Origin of the sequence: Cerasicoccus maritimus, assembly GCA_031296935.1 — a bacterium.
Taxonomy (GTDB): Bacteria; Verrucomicrobiota; Verrucomicrobiia; order Opitutales; family Cerasicoccaceae; genus Cerasicoccus; species Cerasicoccus maritimus.
The window spans coordinates 94,840-117,983 of record JAVDPD010000006.1; the positions used below are offsets into that span (position 1 = coordinate 94,840).

General features: G+C 57.6%; 24 protein-coding genes. 10 read left to right on the forward strand and 14 right to left on the reverse strand.

Going from position 1 to position 23,144, the window contains the following annotated elements:
* The first annotated feature begins 11 nt into the window (after positions 1-11).
* The gene (locus tag RBB62_RS05820) at positions 12-1,802 is read left to right on the forward strand and encodes an ATP-binding cassette domain-containing protein (protein ID WP_309397899.1); all 1,791 of its coding nucleotides are present in this window, start codon (positions 12-14) and stop codon (positions 1,800-1,802) included.
* Between the two features lies 1 nt (position 1,803).
* On the opposite strand, the gene RBB62_RS05825 is transcribed toward RBB62_RS05820, so the two are convergent.
* Together RBB62_RS05825 and RBB62_RS05830 are read right to left on the reverse strand one after the other, a co-directional pair.
* On the reverse strand, positions 1,804-2,844 hold the full coding sequence (locus RBB62_RS05825) for a LacI family DNA-binding transcriptional regulator (protein WP_309397795.1): 1,041 nt from the start codon (positions 2,842-2,844) through the stop codon (positions 1,804-1,806).
* A 63-nt stretch (positions 2,845-2,907) separates the two neighbouring features.
* The gene (locus RBB62_RS05830; RefSeq protein ID WP_309397796.1) at positions 2,908-3,816 is read right to left on the reverse strand and encodes a PEP-CTERM sorting domain-containing protein; all 909 of its coding nucleotides are present in this window, start codon (positions 3,814-3,816) and stop codon (positions 2,908-2,910) included.
* 91 nt (positions 3,817-3,907) lie between these two features.
* Between RBB62_RS05830 and RBB62_RS05835 the strand changes: the two genes are divergently transcribed.
* Both RBB62_RS05835 and RBB62_RS05840 read left to right on the forward strand, forming a co-directional pair.
* A complete protein-coding gene (locus RBB62_RS05835) occupies positions 3,908-5,233 on the forward strand; it encodes an FAD-dependent oxidoreductase (protein WP_309397797.1) in 1,326 nt (441 codons plus the stop codon).
* 102 nt (positions 5,234-5,335) lie between these two features.
* A complete protein-coding gene (locus tag RBB62_RS05840) occupies positions 5,336-5,794 on the forward strand; it encodes a TFIIB-type zinc ribbon-containing protein (RefSeq protein ID WP_309397798.1) in 459 nt (152 codons plus the stop codon).
* 27 nt (positions 5,795-5,821) lie between these two features.
* On the opposite strand, the gene RBB62_RS05845 is transcribed toward RBB62_RS05840, so the two are convergent.
* Positions 5,822-6,967 carry a glycosyltransferase family 4 protein gene (locus RBB62_RS05845; RefSeq protein WP_309397799.1) on the reverse strand — a complete coding sequence of 382 codons (1,146 nt, stop codon included), beginning with the start codon at positions 6,965-6,967 and terminating at the stop codon, positions 5,822-5,824.
* A 51-nt stretch (positions 6,968-7,018) separates the two neighbouring features.
* On the opposite strand from RBB62_RS05845, the gene RBB62_RS05850 reads away from it, so the two are divergent.
* The 5 genes from RBB62_RS05850 to RBB62_RS05870 all read left to right on the forward strand — a co-directional run bounded on the left by RBB62_RS05850 (position 7,019) and on the right by RBB62_RS05870 (position 12,357).
* On the forward strand, positions 7,019-7,822 hold the full coding sequence (locus tag RBB62_RS05850; protein ID WP_309397800.1) for an SDR family NAD(P)-dependent oxidoreductase: 804 nt from the start codon (positions 7,019-7,021) through the stop codon (positions 7,820-7,822).
* A complete protein-coding gene (locus tag RBB62_RS05855; protein WP_309397801.1) occupies positions 7,819-8,910 on the forward strand; it encodes a glycosyltransferase family 4 protein in 1,092 nt (363 codons plus the stop codon). Before RBB62_RS05850 ends, RBB62_RS05855 begins: the two co-directional genes overlap by 4 nt.
* Positions 8,911-9,040: 130 nt before the next feature.
* Complete coding sequence (locus RBB62_RS05860) at positions 9,041-10,915, forward strand: type IV pilus twitching motility protein PilT (RefSeq protein WP_309397802.1); 1,875 nt, start codon at positions 9,041-9,043, stop codon at positions 10,913-10,915.
* A 3-nt stretch (positions 10,916-10,918) separates the two neighbouring features.
* The gene (locus RBB62_RS05865; protein WP_309397803.1) at positions 10,919-11,278 is read left to right on the forward strand and encodes a glyoxalase superfamily protein; all 360 of its coding nucleotides are present in this window, start codon (positions 10,919-10,921) and stop codon (positions 11,276-11,278) included.
* A gap of 26 nt (positions 11,279-11,304) precedes the next feature.
* Positions 11,305-12,357 (forward strand): type IV pilus twitching motility protein PilT, encoded by a 1,053-nt coding sequence (locus tag RBB62_RS05870; RefSeq protein ID WP_309397804.1) that lies wholly within the window; start codon positions 11,305-11,307, stop codon positions 12,355-12,357.
* An 87-nt stretch (positions 12,358-12,444) separates the two neighbouring features.
* On the opposite strand, the gene RBB62_RS05875 is transcribed toward RBB62_RS05870, so the two are convergent.
* Both RBB62_RS05875 and RBB62_RS05880 read right to left on the reverse strand, forming a co-directional pair.
* Positions 12,445-13,131: a type II secretion system protein gene (locus RBB62_RS05875; protein ID WP_309397805.1), complete on the reverse strand. Its 687-nt coding sequence runs from the start codon at positions 13,129-13,131 to the stop codon at positions 12,445-12,447.
* A 33-nt stretch (positions 13,132-13,164) separates the two neighbouring features.
* A complete protein-coding gene (locus tag RBB62_RS05880; RefSeq protein ID WP_309397806.1) occupies positions 13,165-13,644 on the reverse strand; it encodes a MarR family winged helix-turn-helix transcriptional regulator in 480 nt (159 codons plus the stop codon).
* 58 nt (positions 13,645-13,702) lie between these two features.
* Here RBB62_RS05880 and RBB62_RS05885 point away from each other — a divergent pair, with 58 nt between their 5' ends.
* Positions 13,703-14,404, forward strand: coding sequence for an O-methyltransferase (locus tag RBB62_RS05885; protein ID WP_309397807.1), 702 nt, complete (start codon positions 13,703-13,705; stop codon positions 14,402-14,404).
* A gap of 5 nt (positions 14,405-14,409) precedes the next feature.
* Here the strand turns inward: RBB62_RS05885 and RBB62_RS05890 are convergent, their stop codons facing one another.
* The 9 genes from RBB62_RS05890 to thrC all read right to left on the reverse strand — a co-directional run bounded on the left by RBB62_RS05890 (position 14,410) and on the right by thrC (position 22,491).
* Positions 14,410-15,924: an O-antigen ligase family protein gene (locus RBB62_RS05890; protein ID WP_309397808.1), complete on the reverse strand. Its 1,515-nt coding sequence runs from the start codon at positions 15,922-15,924 to the stop codon at positions 14,410-14,412.
* Positions 15,925-15,947: 23 nt separating this feature from the next.
* On the reverse strand, positions 15,948-16,505 hold the full coding sequence (locus RBB62_RS05895) for a DJ-1 family glyoxalase III (protein ID WP_309397809.1): 558 nt from the start codon (positions 16,503-16,505) through the stop codon (positions 15,948-15,950).
* A 5-nt stretch (positions 16,506-16,510) separates the two neighbouring features.
* A complete protein-coding gene (locus tag RBB62_RS05900; RefSeq protein ID WP_309397810.1) occupies positions 16,511-17,317 on the reverse strand; it encodes an alpha/beta hydrolase in 807 nt (268 codons plus the stop codon).
* 15 nt (positions 17,318-17,332) lie between these two features.
* Complete coding sequence (locus RBB62_RS05905) at positions 17,333-18,436, reverse strand: tRNA dihydrouridine synthase (protein WP_309397811.1); 1,104 nt, start codon at positions 18,434-18,436, stop codon at positions 17,333-17,335.
* Positions 18,437-18,514: 78 nt separating this feature from the next.
* The gene (locus tag RBB62_RS05910) at positions 18,515-18,961 is read right to left on the reverse strand and encodes a bifunctional nuclease family protein (RefSeq protein WP_309397812.1); all 447 of its coding nucleotides are present in this window, start codon (positions 18,959-18,961) and stop codon (positions 18,515-18,517) included.
* 299 nt (positions 18,962-19,260) lie between these two features.
* On the reverse strand, positions 19,261-19,605 hold the full coding sequence (locus RBB62_RS05915; RefSeq protein ID WP_343219075.1) for a histidine triad nucleotide-binding protein: 345 nt from the start codon (positions 19,603-19,605) through the stop codon (positions 19,261-19,263).
* 31 nt (positions 19,606-19,636) lie between these two features.
* On the reverse strand, positions 19,637-20,224 hold the full coding sequence (locus RBB62_RS05920; protein ID WP_309397814.1) for a hypothetical protein: 588 nt from the start codon (positions 20,222-20,224) through the stop codon (positions 19,637-19,639).
* A gap of 133 nt (positions 20,225-20,357) precedes the next feature.
* Positions 20,358-21,071 (reverse strand): class I SAM-dependent methyltransferase, encoded by a 714-nt coding sequence (locus tag RBB62_RS05925; protein WP_309397815.1) that lies wholly within the window; start codon positions 21,069-21,071, stop codon positions 20,358-20,360.
* 52 nt (positions 21,072-21,123) lie between these two features.
* On the reverse strand, positions 21,124-22,491 hold the full coding sequence (gene thrC, locus RBB62_RS05930; RefSeq protein ID WP_309397816.1) for a threonine synthase: 1,368 nt from the start codon (positions 22,489-22,491) through the stop codon (positions 21,124-21,126).
* A gap of 130 nt (positions 22,492-22,621) precedes the next feature.
* On the opposite strand from thrC, the gene RBB62_RS05935 reads away from it, so the two are divergent.
* Entirely contained in the window at positions 22,622-23,107 is a 486-nt protein-coding gene (locus tag RBB62_RS05935; RefSeq protein WP_309397817.1) for an LURP-one-related family protein, read from the forward strand.
* Positions 23,108-23,144 lie beyond the last annotated feature (37 nt).

Here is a 23,144-nt window from a genome sequence, read left to right on the forward strand (position 1 = left end):
GTGTGCCGCTTATGCTCCACGTGCGTAATGTATCCTTGGCCTTTGGCGGGCCGTCACTAGTCGACGGCGCATCTTTTGAGGTGCGCGAGGGCGAGCGTGTTTGCTTGGTTGGGCGAAACGGCGCTGGAAAGTCCTCGCTGCTCAAAGTGCTCGGCGGGCGGATTGCACCCGATGGCGGCGAGGTTTATACGCCTGCCGGTGTGCGCGTAGCGATGCTCGACCAGGAAGCGACCATTGACGAAGTGGGCTCGGTCCGCAGCGTGATCGACAGCGCGCTGGAGGGGGAGACGCTGGAGCAATGGGAACGCGATGCGCGGGTGGACCGCTTGCTGCGCGATATGGAGCTGGACGGCACGGTGGCGTTTGAATCACTCTCCGCTGGGATGAAGCGCCGTGTGATGCTGGCGCGCTGTTTGGTGCTGGAGCCGGGGGTGTTGCTGCTCGACGAGCCCACCAATCACATGGACGTCGATGCCATTGGTTGGATGGAAAATTTCCTACCGAAGTTTCGTGGCGCATTGCTATTCATTACGCATGACCGCGCGTTCTTGCAGAACCTGGCAACGCGGATTCTCGATCTTGAGCGCGGGGTGTTGATCAGCTGGGATTGCGATTACCACACCTACTTGGAGCGCAAGGAGGCGTGGCTCAAAGCCGAAGCGCGACAGCAAGCGGAGTTTGATAAAAAACTGGCGAAGGAAGAAGTGTGGATTCGCCGCGGAATTGAGGCGCGCCGCACGCGTAACGAAGGCCGGGTGCGTGCCTTGTTGAAAATGCGCGATGAACACCGTGGTCGGCGGGAGCGTCAGGGGCAGGTGAATCTTGCCATTGAAGAAGCGGACCGTTCCGGGCTGAAAGTTATTTCTACGGAAGCCGCGACGTTTGGCTATGGCGAGCGTCCTATCATTCGCGATTTTACGACTTTGATTCGACGCGGAGACAAGGTGGGTATCGTGGGTGGAAACGGCGCTGGGAAGTCCACGCTGGTGCGTTTGCTTCTCGGTAAACTGCAGCCGAAAAGTGGTTGGGTGAAGCACGGTTCGAATCTGGAAATTGCGTACTTCGATCAGTTGCGTGAAGCGCTGGACCCTGAGATGATGGTCGTCGATGCGATAGCCGGTGGTTTGGATACGGTGACGATCAATGGCCAGCGGCGCCACGTGATGGGGTATCTGGGCGATTTTCTTTTTGCACCGGATCGCGCGCGTGGGCAGGTGAAGGTGTTGTCTGGCGGCGAGCGTAATCGCTTGCTGCTGGCGCGATTATTCACCAAGCCGTTCAACGTGCTCGTGATGGACGAACCGACGAATGATTTGGATTTGGAAACGCTGGAGCTGCTGGAAGAGCGTTTGCTGGACTACGGTGGCACACTGTTGCTAGTGAGCCACGACCGTGCGTTTCTGGACAACGTAGTGACCGAGCTTTTTGTGCTCGAAGGTGATGGTGAAGTGCGCCAAACCGTAGGCGGCTATAGTGATTATTTGGCATCGCGTAAAAAGAAGTTGGCTGTCGAAGCCGCAGAGAAAGCCAAGGCGGCGCCTGCTCCAAAAGGCAAAACGCCGAAGCCGCGCAAGTTCCTCAACCGTGAACGCTGGGAGTGGGAAGCGCTGCCGGGCGAAATTGAAAAACTTGAGGAAGAGCAGTCGCAGCTTGCCGAACAATTAGGCGAGGCGTCGACTTATCAAGACCCCGACAAGCTGGCGAAAACTCAGGCGCGCCTAGAAGAGCTTGAAACCACGCTCTTGGAAAAATACGAGCGTTGGGAAGAGCTGGATACTTTGAAAGCCGAGCTCGAAGGTTGAGTTAGTCGCCGGTCGATCCCCGAAGCATCAGTGTCTGAGGGAAACGAGCTTTTTTCGCCGGTGGCAGAGCCGAGTCTTCGACATAGGAAGCAAGATACTCGCAGGAGCTCTGAACCATTTCCTCAATGGGAATACGAATAGTTGTTAAAGCTGGGGCAAGATCCAGACAGACTGGATCGTCGTTGTAGCCGACGACCATGAAGTCATCCGGTGAGCGGAGTCCGCGCGCCTGCATCGCTGAATGAATGCGCGCAGCACAGGCGTCAGACCAGCCAAATAGTGCAGGACGTTGCTTGGGCCGCTCACGAATGAACGCAGCTAACTGATCGTAGATTTCCTCGTTGCTCTGGGAATTTTCCTCGAGTGAGAGAACGTTCTTTTGCTTCAAAAATTCATCAGCGAATTTCGAGAATGTAGCCTCACGGTCCTCTGGATGGTTTCTGTGTTGGTAACTTGGGCTGATGTAGGCCATCCGTCGGCTCTTCTTTTCTGAGTAGAGATAGTTGAGCAACTGCAACATGCCGTTGGCATCGTCATTCAAAAGCTGAAAAAGGCCGGGTGTGCGCGGGTAATTTCGGCGAATGATGGCAGTGGCGATGCCGTTGCTGAGCAGGGGACGAAGGTATTGGCGATGAGCTTCCCAGGGACAAAAGATTAGGAGCCCCTTGCAGCCCACGGCACTGATGCCGCCGTTGGGACGCTCTTTCAGCCGCTTGAGAATATCGGCTTCGGTGAAGAGCTTGCAGTCGAGGTCGTGCTCACTTGCGGCATTGCGAAAACTGGAAACCGCGCGATTGTAAAAACCAGCTTGCAGGCATTCGATTTGTGGCAGCACTATCCCGATCGAGGTCGATGTCATGCGCTTGGCTGCAGTCACCGTGCCGAAAGTTCCGTAGTTGAGTTCACGCGCGACCGTCAGAATTTTATCGCTGGTCTCTTGGCTGATGTCGCCCTTGTTATTAAGAACTGAAGAAACGGTGTAGGTTGAGAAACCGGCTGCCCTTGCGACGTCTTTAATGGTGACTTTGCTACGTGTTCTCATAAATCGCGACTAAGCCCGAGACTGCATTAGACTCGGGCTCAGGCAATCTCAATGACAGATATTTTAGGCACGGCGACGTAGTAGGCAAAGCCCCAATGTCGCGAAGCCGAGAATGGCTGCATAAGTTGACGGTTCGGGAACGGCGATGAAATCAGCCGGATCATTCGTCAGGTATATTTCATCAGCATACATGTTTTCGCCGGCGTTGATGTAGCGATTGGCAATTGAGATTTCACTGGGTGCTACTATGGTTCCACCATTTAGCAGGCCGATTCCGATTCCCGTTGCATCGATCTCATCAGAGCTTAAGGCTCCATCTGTTAGGTCGGGGTTGATGTAGAGATTCCAATGCGAGTAGTAGTTCGGGTTCGAGACGCCAGTGGTGTCCGTTGTGTATTCTAAAACGAATAGATTCACGCCACTCGCGCTGACTCCCAGTGTGCCGATGTCAGTGGAAAAACCGCCGGTTGCGCTGCCTCCAGCAGGTGAGAATGTCAGGGTGGTGTTGTTGAGAAAAAGGTAGTTGTTGGAGCCAAAATCAGACGTCCAGGAAAAGCCGCCTTCGGCGTCATTGAAGTCTATTAGTAATGCCAGGTAAAGGCTGGTGGTAATCTGACTGCTGTCGATGCTGGTGGTGCGCCCAAGGGCTCCAGCCGAAGAAGATGACCCGGTGGTCAGGTAGGCGCTGGCGCGACCTTCGTCTCCCGCTATGTAGCCGTCGTAGGTTAAGTTGCCAGTGACTGACTCTACATTGTATTCTGTCGTGAGCGTGCCGGCTGTTTGAGCCCATGCACCGGTAAAGCCAGTGCGAGCTTTATCGATTCCCTGGAGTATGACGCCGTCGGCGTAATTGGCGCTACTGCCAGTTGCATCAGTGGAGAAGCCTTCATAAGCGAGTATCGTTGCTGAGACAGATGTGAGGCTTACATAGAGAGTGGAAGCGAGGGTTAGGGTAAGGGATAGTTGTTTCATGATTAATCGCCTAAACGTTAGGTTTGTGCTTGCTTTTACATAACGATTAGGCAATCGTGTCAATGAATTTCTGAGCGTTGTTAATCCTGAAATGATGAAAGACACACCCCACAGCTTTTCCTTGCTTACGCATGGAGTCATTGAACATGAACGCCGCTTGCGTGTGCGCGACGGATACGACGTGGTCGTGTGCGGTGGCGGGCCAGCGGGCGTTGGTGCAGCGTTGGCAGCGGCGCGGGAAGGCGCGCGGACTTTGTTGCTGGAACGTTTTGCCCAACTGGGCGGCATGTGGACTGCTGGTTTGCTGAATCCGTTTTTTGAGTGCTTTGACCGCGGCTATGTGGTGCAGGATTTAACGGATCGCCTCGACGCTGCGGACGCTTGGCGTAAGTGGTTTTTTGCCGCGACGTTTAACCCTGAGATCATGCGTCTGACGCTGGAGCAGATGATGCAGGAAGCCGGCGTGGACTTGCTTTACTACACGATGGCGGTGGACTCGATTCGCGAAGATAACCAGATGCGCGGCGTGGTGATCGAGAGTAAGGCCGGGCGCGAGGCTGTGCTCGCCAAGGTGGTCATCGACGCGACGGGCGACGGAGATTTAGCCGCGCGTAGTGGCTGCGGTTATGAAATCGGCCGTGATGCCGATGGCTTGGTCCAGCCAGCGACCTTGATGTTTGAAATCCGCGGCGCGAGCCACTTCGACCAGAAGTCTGCGCTACCGCTTTTCGACCAAATGCAGGCAGCGATCAATGAGCACAATCTTCCCTATCAAATGCCGATCCCGCGGACGAACGCGGCGCCGTGGATCGTGACGCTGCCCGGGCATGATACGTCGGCGGTGCAGGTGACGCACGTATTCCGAATCAACCCGATCGACCCAGCAGATTTAACGCGTGCCACGGTCGAAGGGCGTAAGCAGGCTCATGAGATGTTTGACGTGCTGCGCCACGTGCAGAGCTTTGAAAACATTGAAATGATTCATGCGGCGTCGACGGTAGGCGTGCGTGAATCTCGGCGCATCGACGGCATGTACCGAATGGAATATGATGACCTGATGAAGGGGCGTCGCTTCCAGGACGCGGTCACGACTTGCGGCTTCTGTGTGGACATCCACGACCCCGATCCCGACAGCAAAATACCCACGAACCACGAGGCGAAGATGCAGCCATACGAGATCCCATATCGTTCTCAGCTGCCGAAGGATATCGATGGCTTGCTGCTGGCCGGCCGCTGTATTTCGGGCAGCCATGTAGCGCATGCCAGCTACCGTGTAACGGGCACGGCGATGGCGCTGGGGCAAGCCGCGGGGCTGGCCGCAAGCCAGGCGGTGCAGGCGGGGAAGTCCGTGCACGAAATCGATGGCACGCAACTGCGTGGGGCGTTGGTTGAACGCGGTGTCGGCTTGCTGGACTAGGCATTGCGCTTGAGAGCGCTGGGAGACTACTTGTGTTCGGTCGAGGTGTAACTTCAAGGATATTGGCTGGACATTTGATTGGGCGGTAGTGATATTTTATGAGTGCCTAACTCGCCAACGAATCATCTGGACAATCACTGCTATTGCCCGCTCGACGGTTATGCGATGGCGCGTACGGATAATCCTCTGGTGCCGTATTTTATCTGTCGGCAGTGTCAGGGAGTTTGGGTGCCCGGCAGCACTAGCCGTCAGTTGTTTATTGATTCAAAATTCGAGCAATACGTTCAGTCGGAAACCACGGCCTCGGTCCGTCGATGTGCATCATGTGCAGACGACATGGCAGTCATTTACTATCGTGGCGTTGAGCTGGATTTCTGCCGTCAGTGCCGTGGCATTTGGTTTGACCGCGGGGAGTGGTCAAAGCTTGGCACCGAAATACGGCAGCAGCGGATTGTTGCGGATTCGAAGCGCGTGGCCAAAGACCGGGATTGGGGCGATGTCGTGTTGGACAGCTTAGATGCGCTGGACCTCTTGCAGGTCCTGGAATTTTTTGATTGGTGAGGCGGTGTTTACGCTGTCGGCGACGGGCTACATCAGCTTGCCGAAGTGGGCCTCGACGTTGGTTTGCCAGGAAAGTTCGGCGGCGCGGGTTTTTCCAGCGTTGGCCATTTCTTCGCGTAGCTGCGGGGATTCGATCAGCTTGGTGATGGCTTCGGTGAGGGCGGCGGTGTCGCCGGGCTGGATGACGAAACCGCTTTCGCCGTTGCGAACGGCTTCAGCGACGCCGCCGGTGTCGTGAGCGACGACGGGCAGACCACAGGCGGCGGCTTCTAGATAGACCAAACCGAAGCCTTCAATACTGATGCCGCTTTGGACGCTGGTCATCGCAAAGATATCGGCGTCGGCGTAAATTTGCGGCAGCTCGTCGTCGTCCACTTCGCCGACGAACTCGACGTGCACGCCGCATTCGTCGGCAGTTTTTCGGAGCTGCTCAACGTAACCCAAGCCGCCCTTAACCACAGGGCCGACGATGTGGTATTCCACCTCGGCGCGCAGGTTTTCGGGGAGTTGGGCGAGGGCTTCCATCACGTAGTGTTGGCCCTTCCGCGGGTGAATGCGGCCTACCGTAATGATGCGCACGCGGGCGTATAGGCGGTCGCGTTTGCGGGCCGGCGGGTTGGAGAAATCGTGACGCAGCGCGCCGGGCACGACACGGATTTTCTCCGGGTCGGTTGCGGGAAATTTTCCGAGCAGCAGCTCGCGGTTGTAGTTGGAAACGACGCCAATGCGGTCTGCGCGCTTGAGTAGGCGGTTAAAGAGAAATTTGCGATGCGGCGGGCGCGAGAACCGGAGTATTTCCGTGCCGTGGAGGGTGAGGGCGAGCGCTTTCGGCTTGGGCAAAAAGAGCAGCGGCGCATACATCATCGTGAAGATGGGACCGGGCTCAGGCAGGTAAACGAGGCTGCGCTCGACCTGCGCGCGGTGCGTGCGGAGCATGGTGGCCGTTGCGTGGCGACACGTCCAGCCGAGGCTACCGATGTTGGGGATCGGAAAAAGCGGGAAGGGCGTGCTGCGGTCCATCATGCCTTCGCGGTTCGATGCCCACACATTTATTTCGTAGCCGGCCTTTTGCGCAGCGAGTGTCATTTCCTCGGCGTACGTGGCGATTCCCCCGCGTTTTGGATAAAATTCGTGGGTGATCAGCAGTAGCGGAGTGGTAGCAGTGGACGACATCGCGATTGACCAAGGGCGAAAGTTTGGGAACATGAGCTGTTTATGCAACCTTTGTCGCAACGATATCGCACTGCGCTGGTTACGGGCGCCAGCTCGGGCCTGGGCCGCGCCTTTGCCGAGATGCTCTTGGCTGAGGGCGTGGAAGTCTGGGCGACGAGTCGTGACCCCGAGCGCCTGCCAATGCATGACCAACTGCATCCGCTGGCCCTGGACCTCTCCGACGGGCGGAGCATGGAGGCGTTTATGCGCGGGATGAACCCGTTGTTTCCGGAGATCGACATTCTCGTGAACAATGCGGGCAATGGCGTCTTTGGCGCGTTTGAGGACATCGAGCCCGGCGACATTGGGGATCAACTCCGGGTGTTGCTGCATGGGCCGATCGCGTTGTGCCACCAGGTCTATCCACACATGGTGGCGCGTGGAGCGGGGGTAATTGTCAACGTGGCCTCGCTGGCGCGGGATTTTCCGCTGCCGTATTTCAGCCTCTACAATGCGGCCAAGGCTGGGCTGTCCAACTTTACCCGAAGCCTGCAAACTGAGTGCGTCGGCAGCGGGGTGACGGTGATTGATTTCCAGCCGGGCGACTACAAAACTGCTTTTAACAACGCCTCCAAGCGCGCCGAAGATTTTGACAACGAACGCGTGGCTCAGGCTTGGGCCAGCCACGAAAAGCACCTCAACACCGCCCCGGACGCCAAGCGCGCCGCGAATGATCTCCGCGCTGCTTTGCAGCGCGAAAGAAGCGGCGTGGTGCGCAGCGGCGATTGCTTTCAAGCGACGATTGCGCCGTTCCTGGCTCGCTTTGGCAGCTGGAACTTGACCGAGCGCATCATGCGCGCGTATTACAAGCTGTGAAGATTGCAATCGTTCAGGACTGGCTCCGCACCGGCGGCACGGAAAAGCACACCGTGCACCTGGCCAACCGCTTTAAAGCGGCCGGGCATGACGCTGTGGTGGTGACCTGCCGCCCCGGTGGTCCGCTGAGCGAAAACCTCGATGCACGCCGCGTGTCCCTGCAGCCGTTTGACGCGCGTTGTAACATCTGGACGCCCGGGCTGACGACGACTTTGCGCCGCGAAGAGCCCGACATTATCCTGTTGATGGGTAAGGTGGCCAACTGCCGCGGCGTGCGCATCAAAGAGCGTGTGCCGGAGGCCGTTGTGGTCGGCACCTTGCGGACGGGCAACCCGATACCGCACCACTACGAGCGCAGCCTCTGCCTGGACGACGCCGTGGTCTGCAATGCGGAATGGACGGCTGAGCGCGCGCGCAAGATTGGCGTGGCCAAGGACCGCGTGCTTGTGGCACCCAATGCCGTTGGCCGCGACTGGGATTGGGAAAAACGTGCGTTCCACCGCGCAAAAATCCGTGAAGAGCAGGGCGTCGGCGAGGCGTCCGTGTTTGTGAAGGTGGCGGGCTTCCGCCCGGGCAAAGGGCAGAGCGAGTTAATCCATGCCCTGGCCCACTTTCGACCGCAGGAAGATTGGCGCCTGTGGCTGGCGGGTGATGGCTCGACACGCCGTGAATGCGAGGGCATGGCGCGGGATTTTGGCCTGTCGGATCGCGTCACATTTTGGGGCAATGTACCCGACCCGTATCCGCTGCTGGCGGGGGCCGATGTGGCGGTGTTTACCTCGCAGGCTGAGTCTCAGCCCAATGCATTGGTGGAGGCGCAGTGGTGTGGGCTCCCGGTGGTGGCCTATTGCACTGGCGGCGTCCGTGAGTGTTTCATGCCGGATATTAGTGGCTACGCCGCGCCGCTGAATGACTCCGAGGCTTTTTGCCAGAAGCTCAGCTTGCTGGTGGACGACTCCGCCTTGCGCAGCACGATGAGCGAGCGTGGGCGCGCGTTTGCGGTGGAGAAATTTCAGTCGGGCGACAACGCGGTGCGCTATCTGGATTTGTTTGAGCGTCTATTGCGCAAACGTCGCACGGAGATTTAGAGTGCTTTTCATATAAGTTGCCCGATCAGACCGTCGGCGTTGTTTTCGTTTGCCATAATTGGCGGTATCCTGTCATTCTGAATGGGTCAATGACGCCACTCGCATTGGCCTGAATCATTCACCTGCTACGATGAACAAGGATATCCAAATCTTTGCCTGCCTGTGCATCGGCAATGACGTGCTCGACGTCAAGGCGTGCCAAAAACTGAAAAAATTGCTGCCGGACGATGTCGAGCTGTTGGATTTTGCTCAGGCCATCCTCGACCACGAAATCTACGAGGATTTCGACGCCATGCAGGAGCTGCTGGACCAGGCCGTAGAGATGAGCGAGCAGGGCGATGAACCGCCCTTCAATCCTTTTGTCGATTTGAAGAAGAAGAAAGGCGGCAGCCGGCCCAGTATTTCTTTGCGCTCCATTGAGCCCGAGCCCGAGCCGGAACCTGAGCCCGAGCCGGGCAAGCCGTCTATCAGCCTGCGCAATCGGCCAGCGCCGACTCCGGCAGCAGAGCCTGAACCCGCTGCGGAAGAACCCGAGGAAGACATTAGCGATCTCGCCTCTGCGGTGAGCGCCATCTGGCAGGCGACCGGTGAAAAGCCACCGGAAGATGCGGTTGCGGGCGTGGATATGTCGAAGGTCAAGGCTGACCCGGCGATGTCCAGCGCCGAGGCCAAGCAGGCGATTGCCGCTATGGGCGCTCAGGCTGTCGAGATGCAGGAGCTACGGGCAATGGCCGAGCAGATCTTCGAGCAGATGAACAAGGCGCCGGAAGATATTCCCAAGCCGAAGGAGGCCCTCGTCAACACCAAGGGGGCCAAGCCTGCTTGGCCGGACCCCGCCCAGCTCGACCCGAAGAACCCCGCGCAGATGCGCCAGGCCTTGATCGGTCTATTGCTGCAAGCTTCGGAATACGGCGCTAGCGATATTCATCTTTCGGCCGACAGCCGGCTGTTCATCCGCCGTAGTCGCAACGTGGAGTACATTTCGCAGGGCGTGCTGTCGCGGGAGATGTCGAAGGCCTTGAATTTATCGCTACTCAGCGACGAGCAACGGACTTATTTTGAAGAAGAGCAGGACTACGACTTCGCCATGCCATTCGACACCGGGCAGCGCTTCCGTGTAAACCTGATGCTCCACAAGGACGGTGTTGCGGGCACTTATCGCGTCGTGCCGTCGCGGATTCCGGCCCTTGCCGACCTCGGTTTCGATCCGCAGGGGCAGGAAACGATCACTAAGCTGCTGGCTTATCATAATGGGCTAATTCTCGTGACGGGCCCCGTCGGCGCGGGCAAGACCACCACGCTCTCGGCGCTGGTGAACATCCTGAACCAGACTCGACAGGACCACGTGATCACCGTTGAGGAGCCGATTGAGGTCATCCAGCAGTCGATCCAGTGCCAGATCACGCAGCGCGGCGTAGGCCCACACACGAAGACTTTCAAGAGCGCGCTTAAGGGCGCGTTGCGCCAGGACCCGGACATCATTGTCATCGGCGAAATGCGCGACCTGGAAACGATCGAAATGGCGATCAGCGCGTCGGAAACCGGTCACTTGGTCATCGGCACCATGCACACCAGCGATTCTGCGACGACCTTGAACCGTCTGCTCGATGTTTTCCCGCCTGCCCAACAGCCGCAGATTCGCGCGATGGTGGCCGAGAGTTTGCGCGGCATTTTGTGTCAACGGCTGCTGCCCGCGGAAGATGGGGGTGTGGCGTTGTGCTATGAGCTTTTGCTGAAAAACACCGCGGTGTCGGCGCTGATTCGCGAGGGTAAATCGGAAGGCCTGGGCAACATCATCGAAACGGGTAAACGCGACGGCATGCTGCTGATGGATAACTCGATCATGAACCTCTGGGAAGCCGGACGTATCTCGGACGAAATCGCCATTGCCAATCTGCGCAGCGACCCGCTGAGAAACCGCATCCGCAATGGTGGAGCCGCCGCGCCAACGATGAACACGCCGCCGCCAGAACCTCCCAAGAAGAAAGGCCTCTTCGGACGCTAAGCCATGCTGCTCGCCACCGTGCCAGTCATCCGCGTTTCGGACGCTTCCGCCGCCGAGGCCTACTTCGGCGACCAACTGGGCTTCACCAAGCAGTGGGGTTACGCGCCTGGCAATGAGCCCAACCCGTGCTACATGGGGTTTCAGCGCGACGGCAAATGGATTTTCGTGTCATCGTTTCCCGGCGACGGCGTTTTCGGCTCCGTCACGAGCTTCATTGTGGAGAATGTGGATGAGCTTTTCGAGGAATTCAAATCACGAGGGGTGGCGATCAAGCTGGAGCCCTACGACCAGACTTGGGGCAACCGCGAGATGCACCTCGAAGACCCCGATGGCAACAAGCTGAACTTTATTCAGGAGAACTAATTTTATAACCGACTGCTTTATTATTCATGGCTGAAATCGACGCACTACTCGCCGGCATGCTGGAAAACGACGGCTCGGACCTTCACTTGACGGTTGGCTCGCCGCCTAAAATTCGCGCGTCCGGCGCCATTGTTCCGCTGACGGATGAGGTCATCACGGCCAAGAAGATGTCGACGCTGTTGAGCCAGATCACCAACGAGACTCGTTGGAATCATTACCTGGAAGCGCGCGACTTGGACTTGGCTTATGAAATTAAAGGCTTGGCGCGTTTTCGTGGCAGTTATTTCTACAATCACTGGGGGCAGGCGGCGGTCTTCCGTCAGATTCCGGCTGAGATTTTATCCTTCGACACCCTGAAGCTGCCCGAAGTCCTGCGCGATGTCTGCGCCTACAAGGAAGGGCTGGTGTTCGTAACGGGGCCGACGGGCTCCGGTAAGTCGACCACGCTCGCGGCGATGATCGACTACATCAACGACAATTACAACAAGCACATCATCACGATCGAAGACCCAGTTGAGTTTGTGCATCCGAACAAAAAGAGTGTGATCGTCCACCGCGAAGTCGGCGAGCACAGCCACTCGTTTGCCAACGCGCTGCGCGGCGCGATGCGCGCGGACCCGGACATCATTCTCGTCGGCGAAATGCGCGAGCTGGAAACGATCAAGCTTGCGCTGGGCTGCGCCTCGATGGGCATGCTCGTCTTTGGCACGCTGCACACAAACAACGCCCCGAAAACCGTCGACCGCATCATTGATGCCTTCCCGGCGGAAGAGCAGGGGCAGATCCGCATCATGCTCTCGGGTTGCTTGTCGTGCGTAGTCTCGCAGCTACTCTGTAAAAAGGTGCCGAAGGGCCGCGTGGCCGTGCACGAAATTTTGCTCAAGCACGATGCGTTGCCGAACACTATTCGCAGCGGTAAGACGAGCGCCATCCGCGGCATCATCGAAAGCAGCATGGCCTCGGGCATGCGCATGATGGACTTCTCCATCCGCGAGCAGCTTGAGGCGGGCAACATCACTGGCAACGAGGCCTACATGAAGGCCGCCGACAAGGAAGCCTTCAAGCAATACCTCGACTAGCCAACGTCCCGTTGGATCGGAAGATTTCGCATTGCGAAATGGGCTGAGGAACCGGGGTTATGTTTGCAGCTTTTTGTCTTTGCTAAACTAGTCCGGCAGGCCCTGGGATACGTCGACTTCTTCCACGTGGCCGTCGAAAAACAGCACTTGTCGGACATCGCCGTAGATCGGCTTTTCGGGAGTGTTGGACTTCCACACGCCAGCATTTGGGTGAAGCTGGTCGACATCCATCAGCGCCCAAGTTGTGGCGGGCGCGATGATGCGCGCCGTTGCTTGGGGAATTGATTCAGATTCATCGTCCGCCATATCAGGGTGGAGGCCCCATACGTTGATGAGCTCAGAGGAGTTGGGATTCTTTGCTTTGATGTTTAAAATGTAGGTGCGGGGCTCGTCGCTGGAAGATTGATAGAGCTCGTCGATGGGGTAGGCGGCGGGAACCATCGCTTCCACCAGGACGGGGGGCGTGGCGTTGGTTGGCACATCTAGATAGGGCGCGAGGTAGTAGGCCAGGCGGCCGTCTTCTTCGCCTCGATCGGGGTCGTAGAGCGGGACCTGCCCGGGCCAGAGTGGGCCGGGGTAGCGGCTGTCGTGCTCTTGCGTGTAGAGGTGTAAAGCCGAGCCCACTTCGCGCATCGAGGCCGCGCCGTTGCTCTTGCGCGCGGATTCTTGCACCGCGCCCACGGCGGGGATCAGGATGGCCGCAAGGACGCCAATAATGGCGATGACGGTCAGTAGTTCAATCAAGGTAAAGCCTGGTCGATTTCGATAACACATAGAGTTTGCGAATAGAGCATGTTCAATTTGCGTTTACTCGTCAGAGCTGGGCTGCAAGTTCTCACGCATCTGCTCCAGCAGTGCGTGGAGTTGCTGAGCGTCGGCTTGGCTCATGCCCTGAATGGCGCTTTGGGTTAGCTGATCAAGTTGCCCAATCAGGGATTCGTGGATGCGGATTCCTTCGGCGGTTAGATTTAGCTGCTGGCTTCGACGGTCCTGGGGATCGGGCTCACTGCTGAGCAAACCTTGCTCCTTGAGGTCTTTGATTGTGCGCGCGAGTTGACCCTTATCGCGGCCAGTGTGCTCGACCAGATCGCGCAGCGTGGCGCCGGGATGACGGCTGAAGAAGCCCAGCATTTTGCCCTCCATGTGAGTGAGCTCATACGGGCTGTCGCGCAACACTTTGTATTGCTCGGAACGAATCACATGCATGAGCGCGTGAATGCTCGCAAAAATTTTTTCCGAAATATTTTCACTCAGATTGTTGATTTTATCAACTTTATGCCGTTCCATTAGTTTATTAAGTCAACTAAATCGGCAATGCCGGTTTTGGCAAACACTGAAATCATCCATGAACACAACCACATCCAAGCAAATGTATTGCACCCTCAATGAATCTCCGGCCGCAGACGTGCTCAACGCGCTGTATGCCGATGCCGCCGCACAAAGGGCCAAACATGACCAAGGGTCGCACAAGCCGCGTCCGGACTTCGAAAACATGACGCCCTTAGAGCGTTTCACGCATGCGAAAGACGCCTACATGCCGATTGACCGGCCCTTTGGCAATTTCCTCTATTCGACGATTCGCGCCAGTCGCCCGCAATGCGTGGTCGAGTTTGGCACGTCGTTTGGCATCTCAACAATTTTTCAGGCGGCTGCCGTTCGCGACAACGGTGTCGGTCGCATCGTAACCACGGAATTTATCGAAACCAAGGCTGCGAAAGCGAAGCAGAATTTGACCGAAGCCGGCCTCGTCGATTTGATCGACTTCCGCGTGGGCGATGCGATGCAGACGCTGCTTGAGCCGCTGCCTGCGCCCGTGGATTACCTCTTCCTTGATGGTGAAAAGTCGATGTACATCGACATCGTGAAGCTGCTGGAGCCCTTCATGAAGTCAGGTTGCCTGATCGCATCTGATAACACCGACAGCCCTGGCGCCGCGACCTACTTGGACTACATGCGTGATCCGGCCAACGGCTACATTTCCACGCCCATGTTGACTCCCGGCGACCACAAAGGCCACAGCGGGCACGAGTTGTCGGTTCGGCTCTAAGCGCTTTACTTCTTCGACCGGTGCTTGCTGGAGCGGCGACGGTGGGAGTGGCGTTTGCGCGGCTTCAGCGACTGATGTTCGCCGGTTGCGCCATCGGTTTTGCGCTCGGGCATCGGGAAAACCGATGTGCGGGCGACAGGCGTCATTGGCTGATTTTGCTCTGCGGCGTCAGACCACTTGAAGGCGAGCGCGAGCCCCAACCAAATACAGATAAAATTCGCGGGCGTGGTCATCGGCTGGCTCACCAGCGCAAGCACGGCCAGCAGCGTTGAGGCACCCCACAGGTAGTGGCTCAGGCGACGGTGCGTTTTCAGGCACGCGAATTTGATCATCAGTGCGGCGGGGAAAATCAGCCACAGGGTCATGCCGACGATTCCGTATTCCACCAGGCCGAGCAGGGCGTCGGAATACGGGGTGCGGTAAAAGCCGATGCCGAGGTCCACCTGCTGATGGAAGGGGAAAATCTCGGTGAAGCTGCCAGCGCCCCAGCCAAAGAGCGGGCGCTGCTCGACCAGCAGCCAGGCGTCGCGCCAGAGCGCTGACTGGACGGACCACGGAATGCCAAACGGAGCGCGGGTCGGGTCGTTTTGGGCGAGGGTAAATTCCTGCGCAAAGTAGTAAATGCTGGCACCGGTCAGCGCAAAACCCGCCACTGTGAGCAACAGCCCAAACAGCACCGGCAGCGCTTTTTTGCGGAGTATATAGGCCACGCCGCTGCTGAGCATCAGCACGCCAATCCCCACGCCGAGTAGGAAGTGGTGGACGGGAGCCCCGGTCCAGTAAACGGACAATGCCAGGATCAGCCAGCCCGCGGTTAGCCAGAAGCCGCGTTGCGAGAGCAGCCCCTCACGCTTGCCCAGGTGGTAGAAAACGCCGAAGGATACGACCATCCAAAACAGCGCAAACGCCGCCCATTGTTCACCCGAGGGAAAGACCGAAAAGTAGTCGCCCTGCGCGGGTGTGAGGAACGTGAGGATTTTTTTCCAGCGGAAAATGAGACCTATCAGGCCGATCGCCGCCAGCAGCAGCACGCTGCGAGTGAGGAAGCGCAGAATCTCCGCGAGCGCGTGTTGGCTGTGCGTGAAGGCCACCAGCCCGACCATGGAGATCATCACCATCATCGGGTAGAGGAAACTAATGTAATTCACGAACGGCATGCCGCTCACGGGCCCGACGTTGTCCACGTCGGTAAATGTGATCATCGTCCGGTCGCCGATGAACACCTCGTGCACCGTGGGCGAAAATTGCCCCGTCACCCAGATGGCCATGACCAGGAAAGGCGGGATCAGCCAACGCTTGAAAAAGCGCCGGTTGCTGCGCGTGGTGTAGGCTGCCTCCTCGCGGTAAATGAAATAGAAAAACAGCGAAATCGCGCCGATGGCCGCGCAGATGGCAGGCCCGCCCAGGAAGTCCCCGCCGACCATCCAGCTGGAGAGGAGGCCCAAGCCAACGATCTGGGCGGTTACGTGGCGCTCAGTTTGGGTCTGATAGCCCGGCAGCGGATATTCTTCTTCCCACACAGTAGGTAAAAATCAGAGCGCGCTTATTGCGGCGCGCTTAGGCAAATGGACGCCGCCACGTCTTGCGCGGTCTGGGCGTCAGTTAGTTGGGCGAGCAGGCTCAGGGCAAACGCCGTTGCCGTGCCGGCACCTTGCGAAGTGGTGATGAGCCCGTCGGTGACCACGCTGCTCACCGCGTCGCGCTCGGGCAGCTCCTCGGCCGAGGCAAAGTGGCAGGTGTATTGAACGCCCTTGAGTAATTCGGCATCGAGGAGGGTGACGGGGGCGGCGCAGATCGCGGCGACGGGTTTGCCCAGCTCCACTTGGCGCTGGATCGCCTTGCGCACACGAGTGTCGTGGCGCAGCGTCTCGTAAACGCCGGGTCCGCCCGGGAGCACGATCATATCGTAGTCGTGCAGAAGCGCTTGGTCCAAGTCCACATCGGCCATGACGGAGATCTTGTTGCGGCCAAGCACGAGCTTTTCTTTCGGCAGGGACGCTACGGTTACAGAGACCTCGCCCCGACGCAAAATATCGATGGGGGCAATGGCTTCCATTTCCTCGAAGCCTTCGTGGAGGATGACCAGTGCGGTTTTACTCATTGGGATTATTTCAGGGATTCAGTAAATTGTCGGATTGCATCCCAATAGCGCGGGCCCGCGGCTTCAACCAAATTGTTGTGCCCGGCTTCGGCGATAAAAAGCGAGGATTTCGGGCCGTCGTAGGCCGTAAACAGCTCTTCGGCGTGGGCGAATGGCACCGTGCGGTCCTGCCCGCCGTGCATGAGCAGGATCGGGCACTGGACTTGGTCCACCAGCGCGAGGTTGTCAAACTTGTCCCACGGCACGATCTTCTTCTTGGTAACGACGCGAAACGTGCTGGAAAAACCGCCGTCGATGATCATGCCCGCGACCGGCTTTTTTGCCGCCAGCGCCCATGACGGGCCACTGCCCAGCGAGCGCCCAAACAGGATCACCTTGTCCGGATCGACATCGCGGATCATCGCCAGGTAGCTAAAGGCGTTGGCCGCCGCTTCTAGGGCCCCTTGCTCTGTGGGGCGCCCATCGCTGATCCCGTAGCCCGGGTAATCGTAGGCTAGCACGGAAAAACCCTGATCGCGTAGCTGCTCCAGAAACGGCCGAATCATACCGATGTCCTCGCCATTGCCGTGGCTGTAGAGAATGGTGTATTTCGCGTCCGGGTTTTCCAGATAGAGCGTGGCGATCTCATTGCCGTTGCGCAGGGGCAGCTTCACGATGTCCTTGGAGTCCGTGTAGCTGGGCTCCGGTGCCGGGAAGATCATGCGGTCGGAGAAAAACACCGCAAACAAGCACAGCCCCAGATAGCTGACCACTAGCCCAATCGCCAGCCCGTTAATGATTTGCCAAATCATGCGTCGTTTCTTGCGGGTCATGGCGGGAAGTCGAGCCTATACGGCATTATCGAGGTTGCATTCCTCCGGCTCGCCAACGTTGCTGGCGGACGGGCCGGTGGGGCCTTCGCGGCTCGGGCGCGCGATGAGGCCAGGGTAGGGCTCGGGTGAAAACGGCAGCTTGTCGCGCCCGCCTTCAACGAGGTGCTCGTCGCAAATCTTGAAATAATCCTCCGGCGTGCGCGCGCGGCGAACCGTCCGCAGGAACACCCCCTCGGGGTCGACACTTTGCCCCACAAAGTTCAGAAACTTCTTCATGTAGGCCACGTGGCGGCCTTCGTCGTGCCGCGTCTTGCGCGTTTCCACCCAGAGCAGGTCCACGTATTCGCGGACGTCGCCCAGCGTCGGCTGAAACACACTTTGCGATGCAAAGCTTTCGCGGAGCTGACGGAAAATCCAGGGGTTGCGAATCGCATGACGGCCGATCATCAGGCCGTGCGCGCCGGTGTGCTTGAGCACCCAGTGGCCTTTCTCAACGGACGATACATCGCCGTTGGCCAGCACTGGGCAGTTGGCGGAGTCGACCGCGAGCTTAATCGCATCGTAGTCAACCGCGCTGCGATACATGCCCCTGACCGTGCGCCCATGCACGCTGAGCAGGTCGACATCGTGCTTGTTTACGAGGCCGATAATCGTCTCGTAGTGCTCCATGTCGGCAAAGCCGATGCGCATCTTGACCGTGAAGCGGCCCGGGCAAACGTCGCGCAACGCGCCAAGGAGTAGGTCGACTTTTTGTGGATCACGCATGAGCCCGCCGCCGACGTTCTTCTTGTAAACCTTGGGCGCCGGGCAGCCCATATTTAGGTCGATGCCGGCGATGGGGTGCTCGATCAGCAGGCGCACCGTGCGCTGCATGTGCTCGATGTCCTCACCGATCAGCTGCGCAAAAACAGGGCGGTCGCTCGGGTTGTTGATGATCGAGTCGAGGATGTGCGTTTCCGGGCGTGAGTGATCATGCACACGGAAGTATTCGGTGAAAAAATAATCCGGCGCTCCAAACTGATTAACAATCGCCATGAACGGCCGCGTCGTCACGTCCTGCATCGGCGCAAGCGCGGTCGGCGGCTGGTTCGGGATGACCGTGTCGGGAAGAGGTTTCAAAATGGCTTATAATTAAAGCTTAAAAATTAATGAGCGGGGACCGCTTTCATCTTTAATTTTTAATCGGTTCTCTTCCAATCACTCGCCCTGTTGCTTCAGGATACGCTCGAGGATCTCGGTCATGTCCTCGACGGAATCAATGACGTTTTGCGCGGTGTAGATCGGCTTTTCAGCCTGGAGGGCGAGGACGATGGAATCGCTCGGGCGGGCATCGACTTCGACGATTTTTTTGCCGAGCTCGTTCTCCATGGAGAGGATAAGGCGCGCGAAGAACGTGCCTTCTTCGACATCGTTAATCACCACGCGCTCGACGGATACGCCGAAGCCCTGGAAGATGCTGTCGACCAAGTCGTGCGTGAGCGGACGCTCTTTTTTAACGTGGTTAATCGTCATGGAAATGGCGTTGCCAATGCCTTGATCGACATAGATCACGAAGGTCTTTTCCTCGCTGCCGAGGAATACCGCGCATCCATTGGAGGTGGGCATGACGCCCTTGATTTCGACTTCAACCACGTCGTTTAGCATTATCTAAGGGAACACCAAATCCGCCGCTTCCGCAAGCGCAACCTGTGGGGGAAAGGATAGAAATTGGATGAGTAAGTGTTCTTTTGTTTACGGTGTTTCGACGGCTATGGGTTTATTAAACGCCTTGCAAAAGGTAGCGAGGAGCTTTCCTGATAATCGATGATTTTATGTTTATGCTAGCGTCGCATTTCGCTGCCTGTCATCAGAGAAGTCGAATGTTGAGGATAGACTACCTGACACATTTGGCTGGTTTTTGCCATGCACCTGAGATTTTGGGGGACGGTTGCGAAAATAAACGCTTAGCCAGGGGGCCATTGAAGGGAGCGACCAGCGAGGACGTGAATGTGCAGGTGGGGGACGGCTTCCCCGCCGTCAGGGCCGTTATTGATAACGAGACGGAAGCCGTTCTCACCTCCGAACTGGTTCCCCAATTGACGAGCGATGAGCATCAGGTGACCGAGGAGGCCTGCGTCTGCGTCGGCAGATTCACCGATGCGCACAATGAGCTTTTTCGGGATGACTAGCAGGTGCGTTGGTGCCTGCGGAGCGATATCGCGAAAGGCAAGGCACTGATCGTCCTCGTATTCGATAGTCGCGGGGATTTCCCGGTCGATGATTTTTTGGAAAATGGTTTTCTCGGACATAGCGGTTGTGTATTGGAATTCGGCGTAGAGCTTAAGTCGCGTCGCCAACTTCATCGATCAAATTCCGCAATTCTCTGTTCATTGGCATACTCCTATCGGGGCTGGAGCGTCCACTCTGGCGTGAGCCAATAGCGCACTCCTCAATAGGGTGGCCTGCGGGTGCGAGTATCGCTTTCTCGGAGTGTGCATATTCAACGTTGGCAAACTTGATCAGTGCGTCGAGGCCTTCGTCGTTTGGGACTTCGAAAAAGGCGACTGCTGCTTTGAGCTCGTTGATCAACTGGGCCTCCCAATACTCGGAAAGATCAAGTTTGAGGTAACTGCCGTGTATCTCTTCCAAATCGCCTAGGAACTCATCGACAGCGTCTACACAGTTTTCAAAATACACTTCGATGACTTCTAGATTCTGGGTGAGGCGGTCAATGCATTGTTCGCGGTCGTCGCAAAGCAGAGGGATATCGGTGTCGTCGCTGGCATCGGAGTAGGTCGAGAGGTTCGCGGAACCAAAGAGTGCAAGCCAGCCGATTGGCAGTCGGTCGTCGGCACTGCGGACAGTGACGTCGGTTTCTTCGGTAATCTCGTCGAGCGGATTCTTACGGTTGGGACTTTGCTTAAGCATGCTTTGAGCCATAAACGTAAGGTATTGTCTGTCCACTGTGGAGGCCAAGCTCAAAGAGGGCCGCGCATTACTCTAAATGCACAGGCTTGGGCTATCTTGAGCTATCGGAGTGGGAGATAGATGCCCTGCGAGATTAGTTGAGGGGGTATAGCTCATACACCGCAAATGGCGCGGTGTGGCGTTCGTCTTTCCAGGTGATGCCATCGCTCTCCAAACCAAGTGGCTTGTGGATACTTTGCACGGCAAAGTTACTTTGCGTGAGAAAGTTAACGTAGCTTTTTTCGTCCCAGTAGTAATCCGTCACCACGTAGTCTTCGGGCAGCAAACGCGCCTTCACGACTTGACCGTCCTTCAGTCGTGTTTGGTTCTCGGGAAAGTCGACATCGATCGACACCCAGCCGCCCGTGTAGAACTCCGCCGTGTTGACAATGAACACCGCGCGCCCGTCGTCTTTCAATACGCGGCGACACTCCTTGAGCAGTTGGATGATGTCGCGTGGGTTGCCCATTTCGAGGAGCATCCAGCTGGAGAAAATCAGGTCGTAGCTGCTATCATTGCCGGGGAGGCGTCCGCCGCCCGCGATCACGTCATACTTCGGCTCATAACGGGCCAAGGCGCGGGCCTGCTCGATCATGGCCGGGTTGTGATCGACGCCGTAGTCAATCGCGCCCAAGCGCCCTAGGAACTCAGTCGACCTTCCGGCGCCGCAACCAACATCCAGCGCGCGCTTGTCCTTAATCCACGGCGAGAGAATTTCCGCCGCACACCGAAATGCAATCACGTCCGTGGTCTGCATGCCACGCAGCGCAAACTTCTTCGCATACTCGGACTGCAGATCATCGCTCATTTATCAACCTCCAATGACAACTGACAATTGAAAATTGATTAATGAAAAATCATCAACTGCCCTTGGCGTGCTCTTTGAGGAACTCGGCGACAGCGGCTCCGTCGGCGGGGAGCAGATAGTTGACTATGGGCTCGGTCTTGATGGCCTCCAGCGCCGGGGCAGTGGGTGTGCGGCCGAGGGCCTGCTCGATCACTTCCGGGAACTTCGCCGGGTGCGCGGTGGAGAGCACCACGTTGGTCTTCGACTCGTCGAGATCCTTGAACGCGCAAGCGGTGTGGGGATCGGAAACGTATTTGTATTGGTTGAAAATGCGCTCGATGGTCTGGGTGATTTCGGCGTCGTCCATGCGGGAAGCCGAGAAGACATCGCGGTCGAAATTGTCGAACTGGAATTTGCCGGTGGCCTTGAAGGCCTGCATGACTTCGCGCACCTTGGCCGGGTCCTGGCCGACGTTGTAGTAGAGGAAGCGCTCGAAGTTCGAGGCGACCTGGATGTCCATCGACGGCGCGCAGCTGGGTGACACATCACTGACTTCATACAGGCCGGTGTTGAACAGCTTGCAGAGGATGTCGTTCTGGTTCGTGGCCACGCGGAATCCTTCCACGGGCAAGCCCATCTTGCTGGACAGCCAGCCGGCGAGCACGTTGCCAAAGTTGCCCGTGGGCACGACGAACTGCACGCCGCGCTCGCGGTCGGCTTCGCTCAGTTGCAGCCACGCCCAAATGTAGTAAACGCACTGCGCGAGGATGCGCGCGAGGTTGATCGAATTGATCGCGGACAGGTTATACTTGGCCTTGAGATCGGCGTCGCCAAAGGCGTCTTTCACCATAGCCTGCGCGTCGTCGAAGGTGCCTTCGATGGCAATCGGGTAAACGTTGCGCGCGGTGGTGGTGGTCATCTGCCGCTCTTGCAGCATGGAGACGCGGCCTTGCGGATACAGGATGAAAATGCGGACGCCCTTCTTGCCGAGCAGGCCGTGGATGGCCGCCGAACCGGTGTCGCCGGATGTGGCGCCGAGGACGTTGATCGGGTCGCCGGTGCGCTGGATTTGCTCTTCGTAAAGATTGCCGAGGAGCTGGAGCGCGAAGTCCTTAAAGGCGAGGGTGGGGCCGTGGAAAAGCTCCAGCACCTGCAGGTGGTCGTCGAGCTTGACGAGCGGGGCGATCTCCTTGCGCGAGAAGGTCTTGTAGGATTCCTTGACGATGGCGCGCAGCTTGTCCTCAAGCATGTCGGTGGCGAAGAGCTTGAGGAACTCGAAGCAGAGGTCCGGGTAGCTGAGGCCGGCCCAGCCCTTGAGCTTAGTGGAGATGTCGGGCAGTGTCTTGGGCAGGTAAAGGCCGCCATCGGGCGCCAGTCCGGTCGCCACGGCTTCAGTAAAAGTCGTCTCGTCGCTTTGTCCGCGCGTGCTGAGGAATTTCATGGCCCGAAGTTGAATCTGTATTGGCGGACTTTTAAAGGGTAAAATTTCGGTGGAATTTTAGCTTGGTTTGGTTTGCGTCGGCCAGAGCTGTCGTAAAAAGTATCCGGCAGTGAGCGAAACGTTCGTCATCATGCCTAGTTCCAACTTCATCCCGACCGGTGTGCAGGTGCTGGATGGAGCAGGGAGGCTGCGGTATCAGATGCGTAATAAGCGATTCGTGATCTCAAGAATGCTCTACTATTTTGAGGACGCCGAGGGCCAGGAAGTCATGCGCTTACAGCAAACGGGCGGCTTGACTGCCTACCGGTATGAGCTGCAGCGCGGCGAACAGCAGATTGGCAAACTGGTGCAAAACGATCACGCTATGCGTTTAACTCGCATCCGCTATAAATTGATGCTCGGCGAAGATGAGCCCTTTAAACACGAGCTTTCGCCTCGTATGAAAGAACAGACCATCGATTTTCCAGACGCTCAGGTGGAGATCACTATGGCGCGGGAAAAATGGTATAGTCATCATCACTGGCGGGTAAGGATTGCTACCGAGCGCGACGTGATTCCGTATCTGCTGCTCTTGTCGTTCGGCTATTTGTGCACGATTTTGGGTGCGGGTTCGTAACGGACACTTTGCACGCGAGGCATTGCTTTCTGCGACG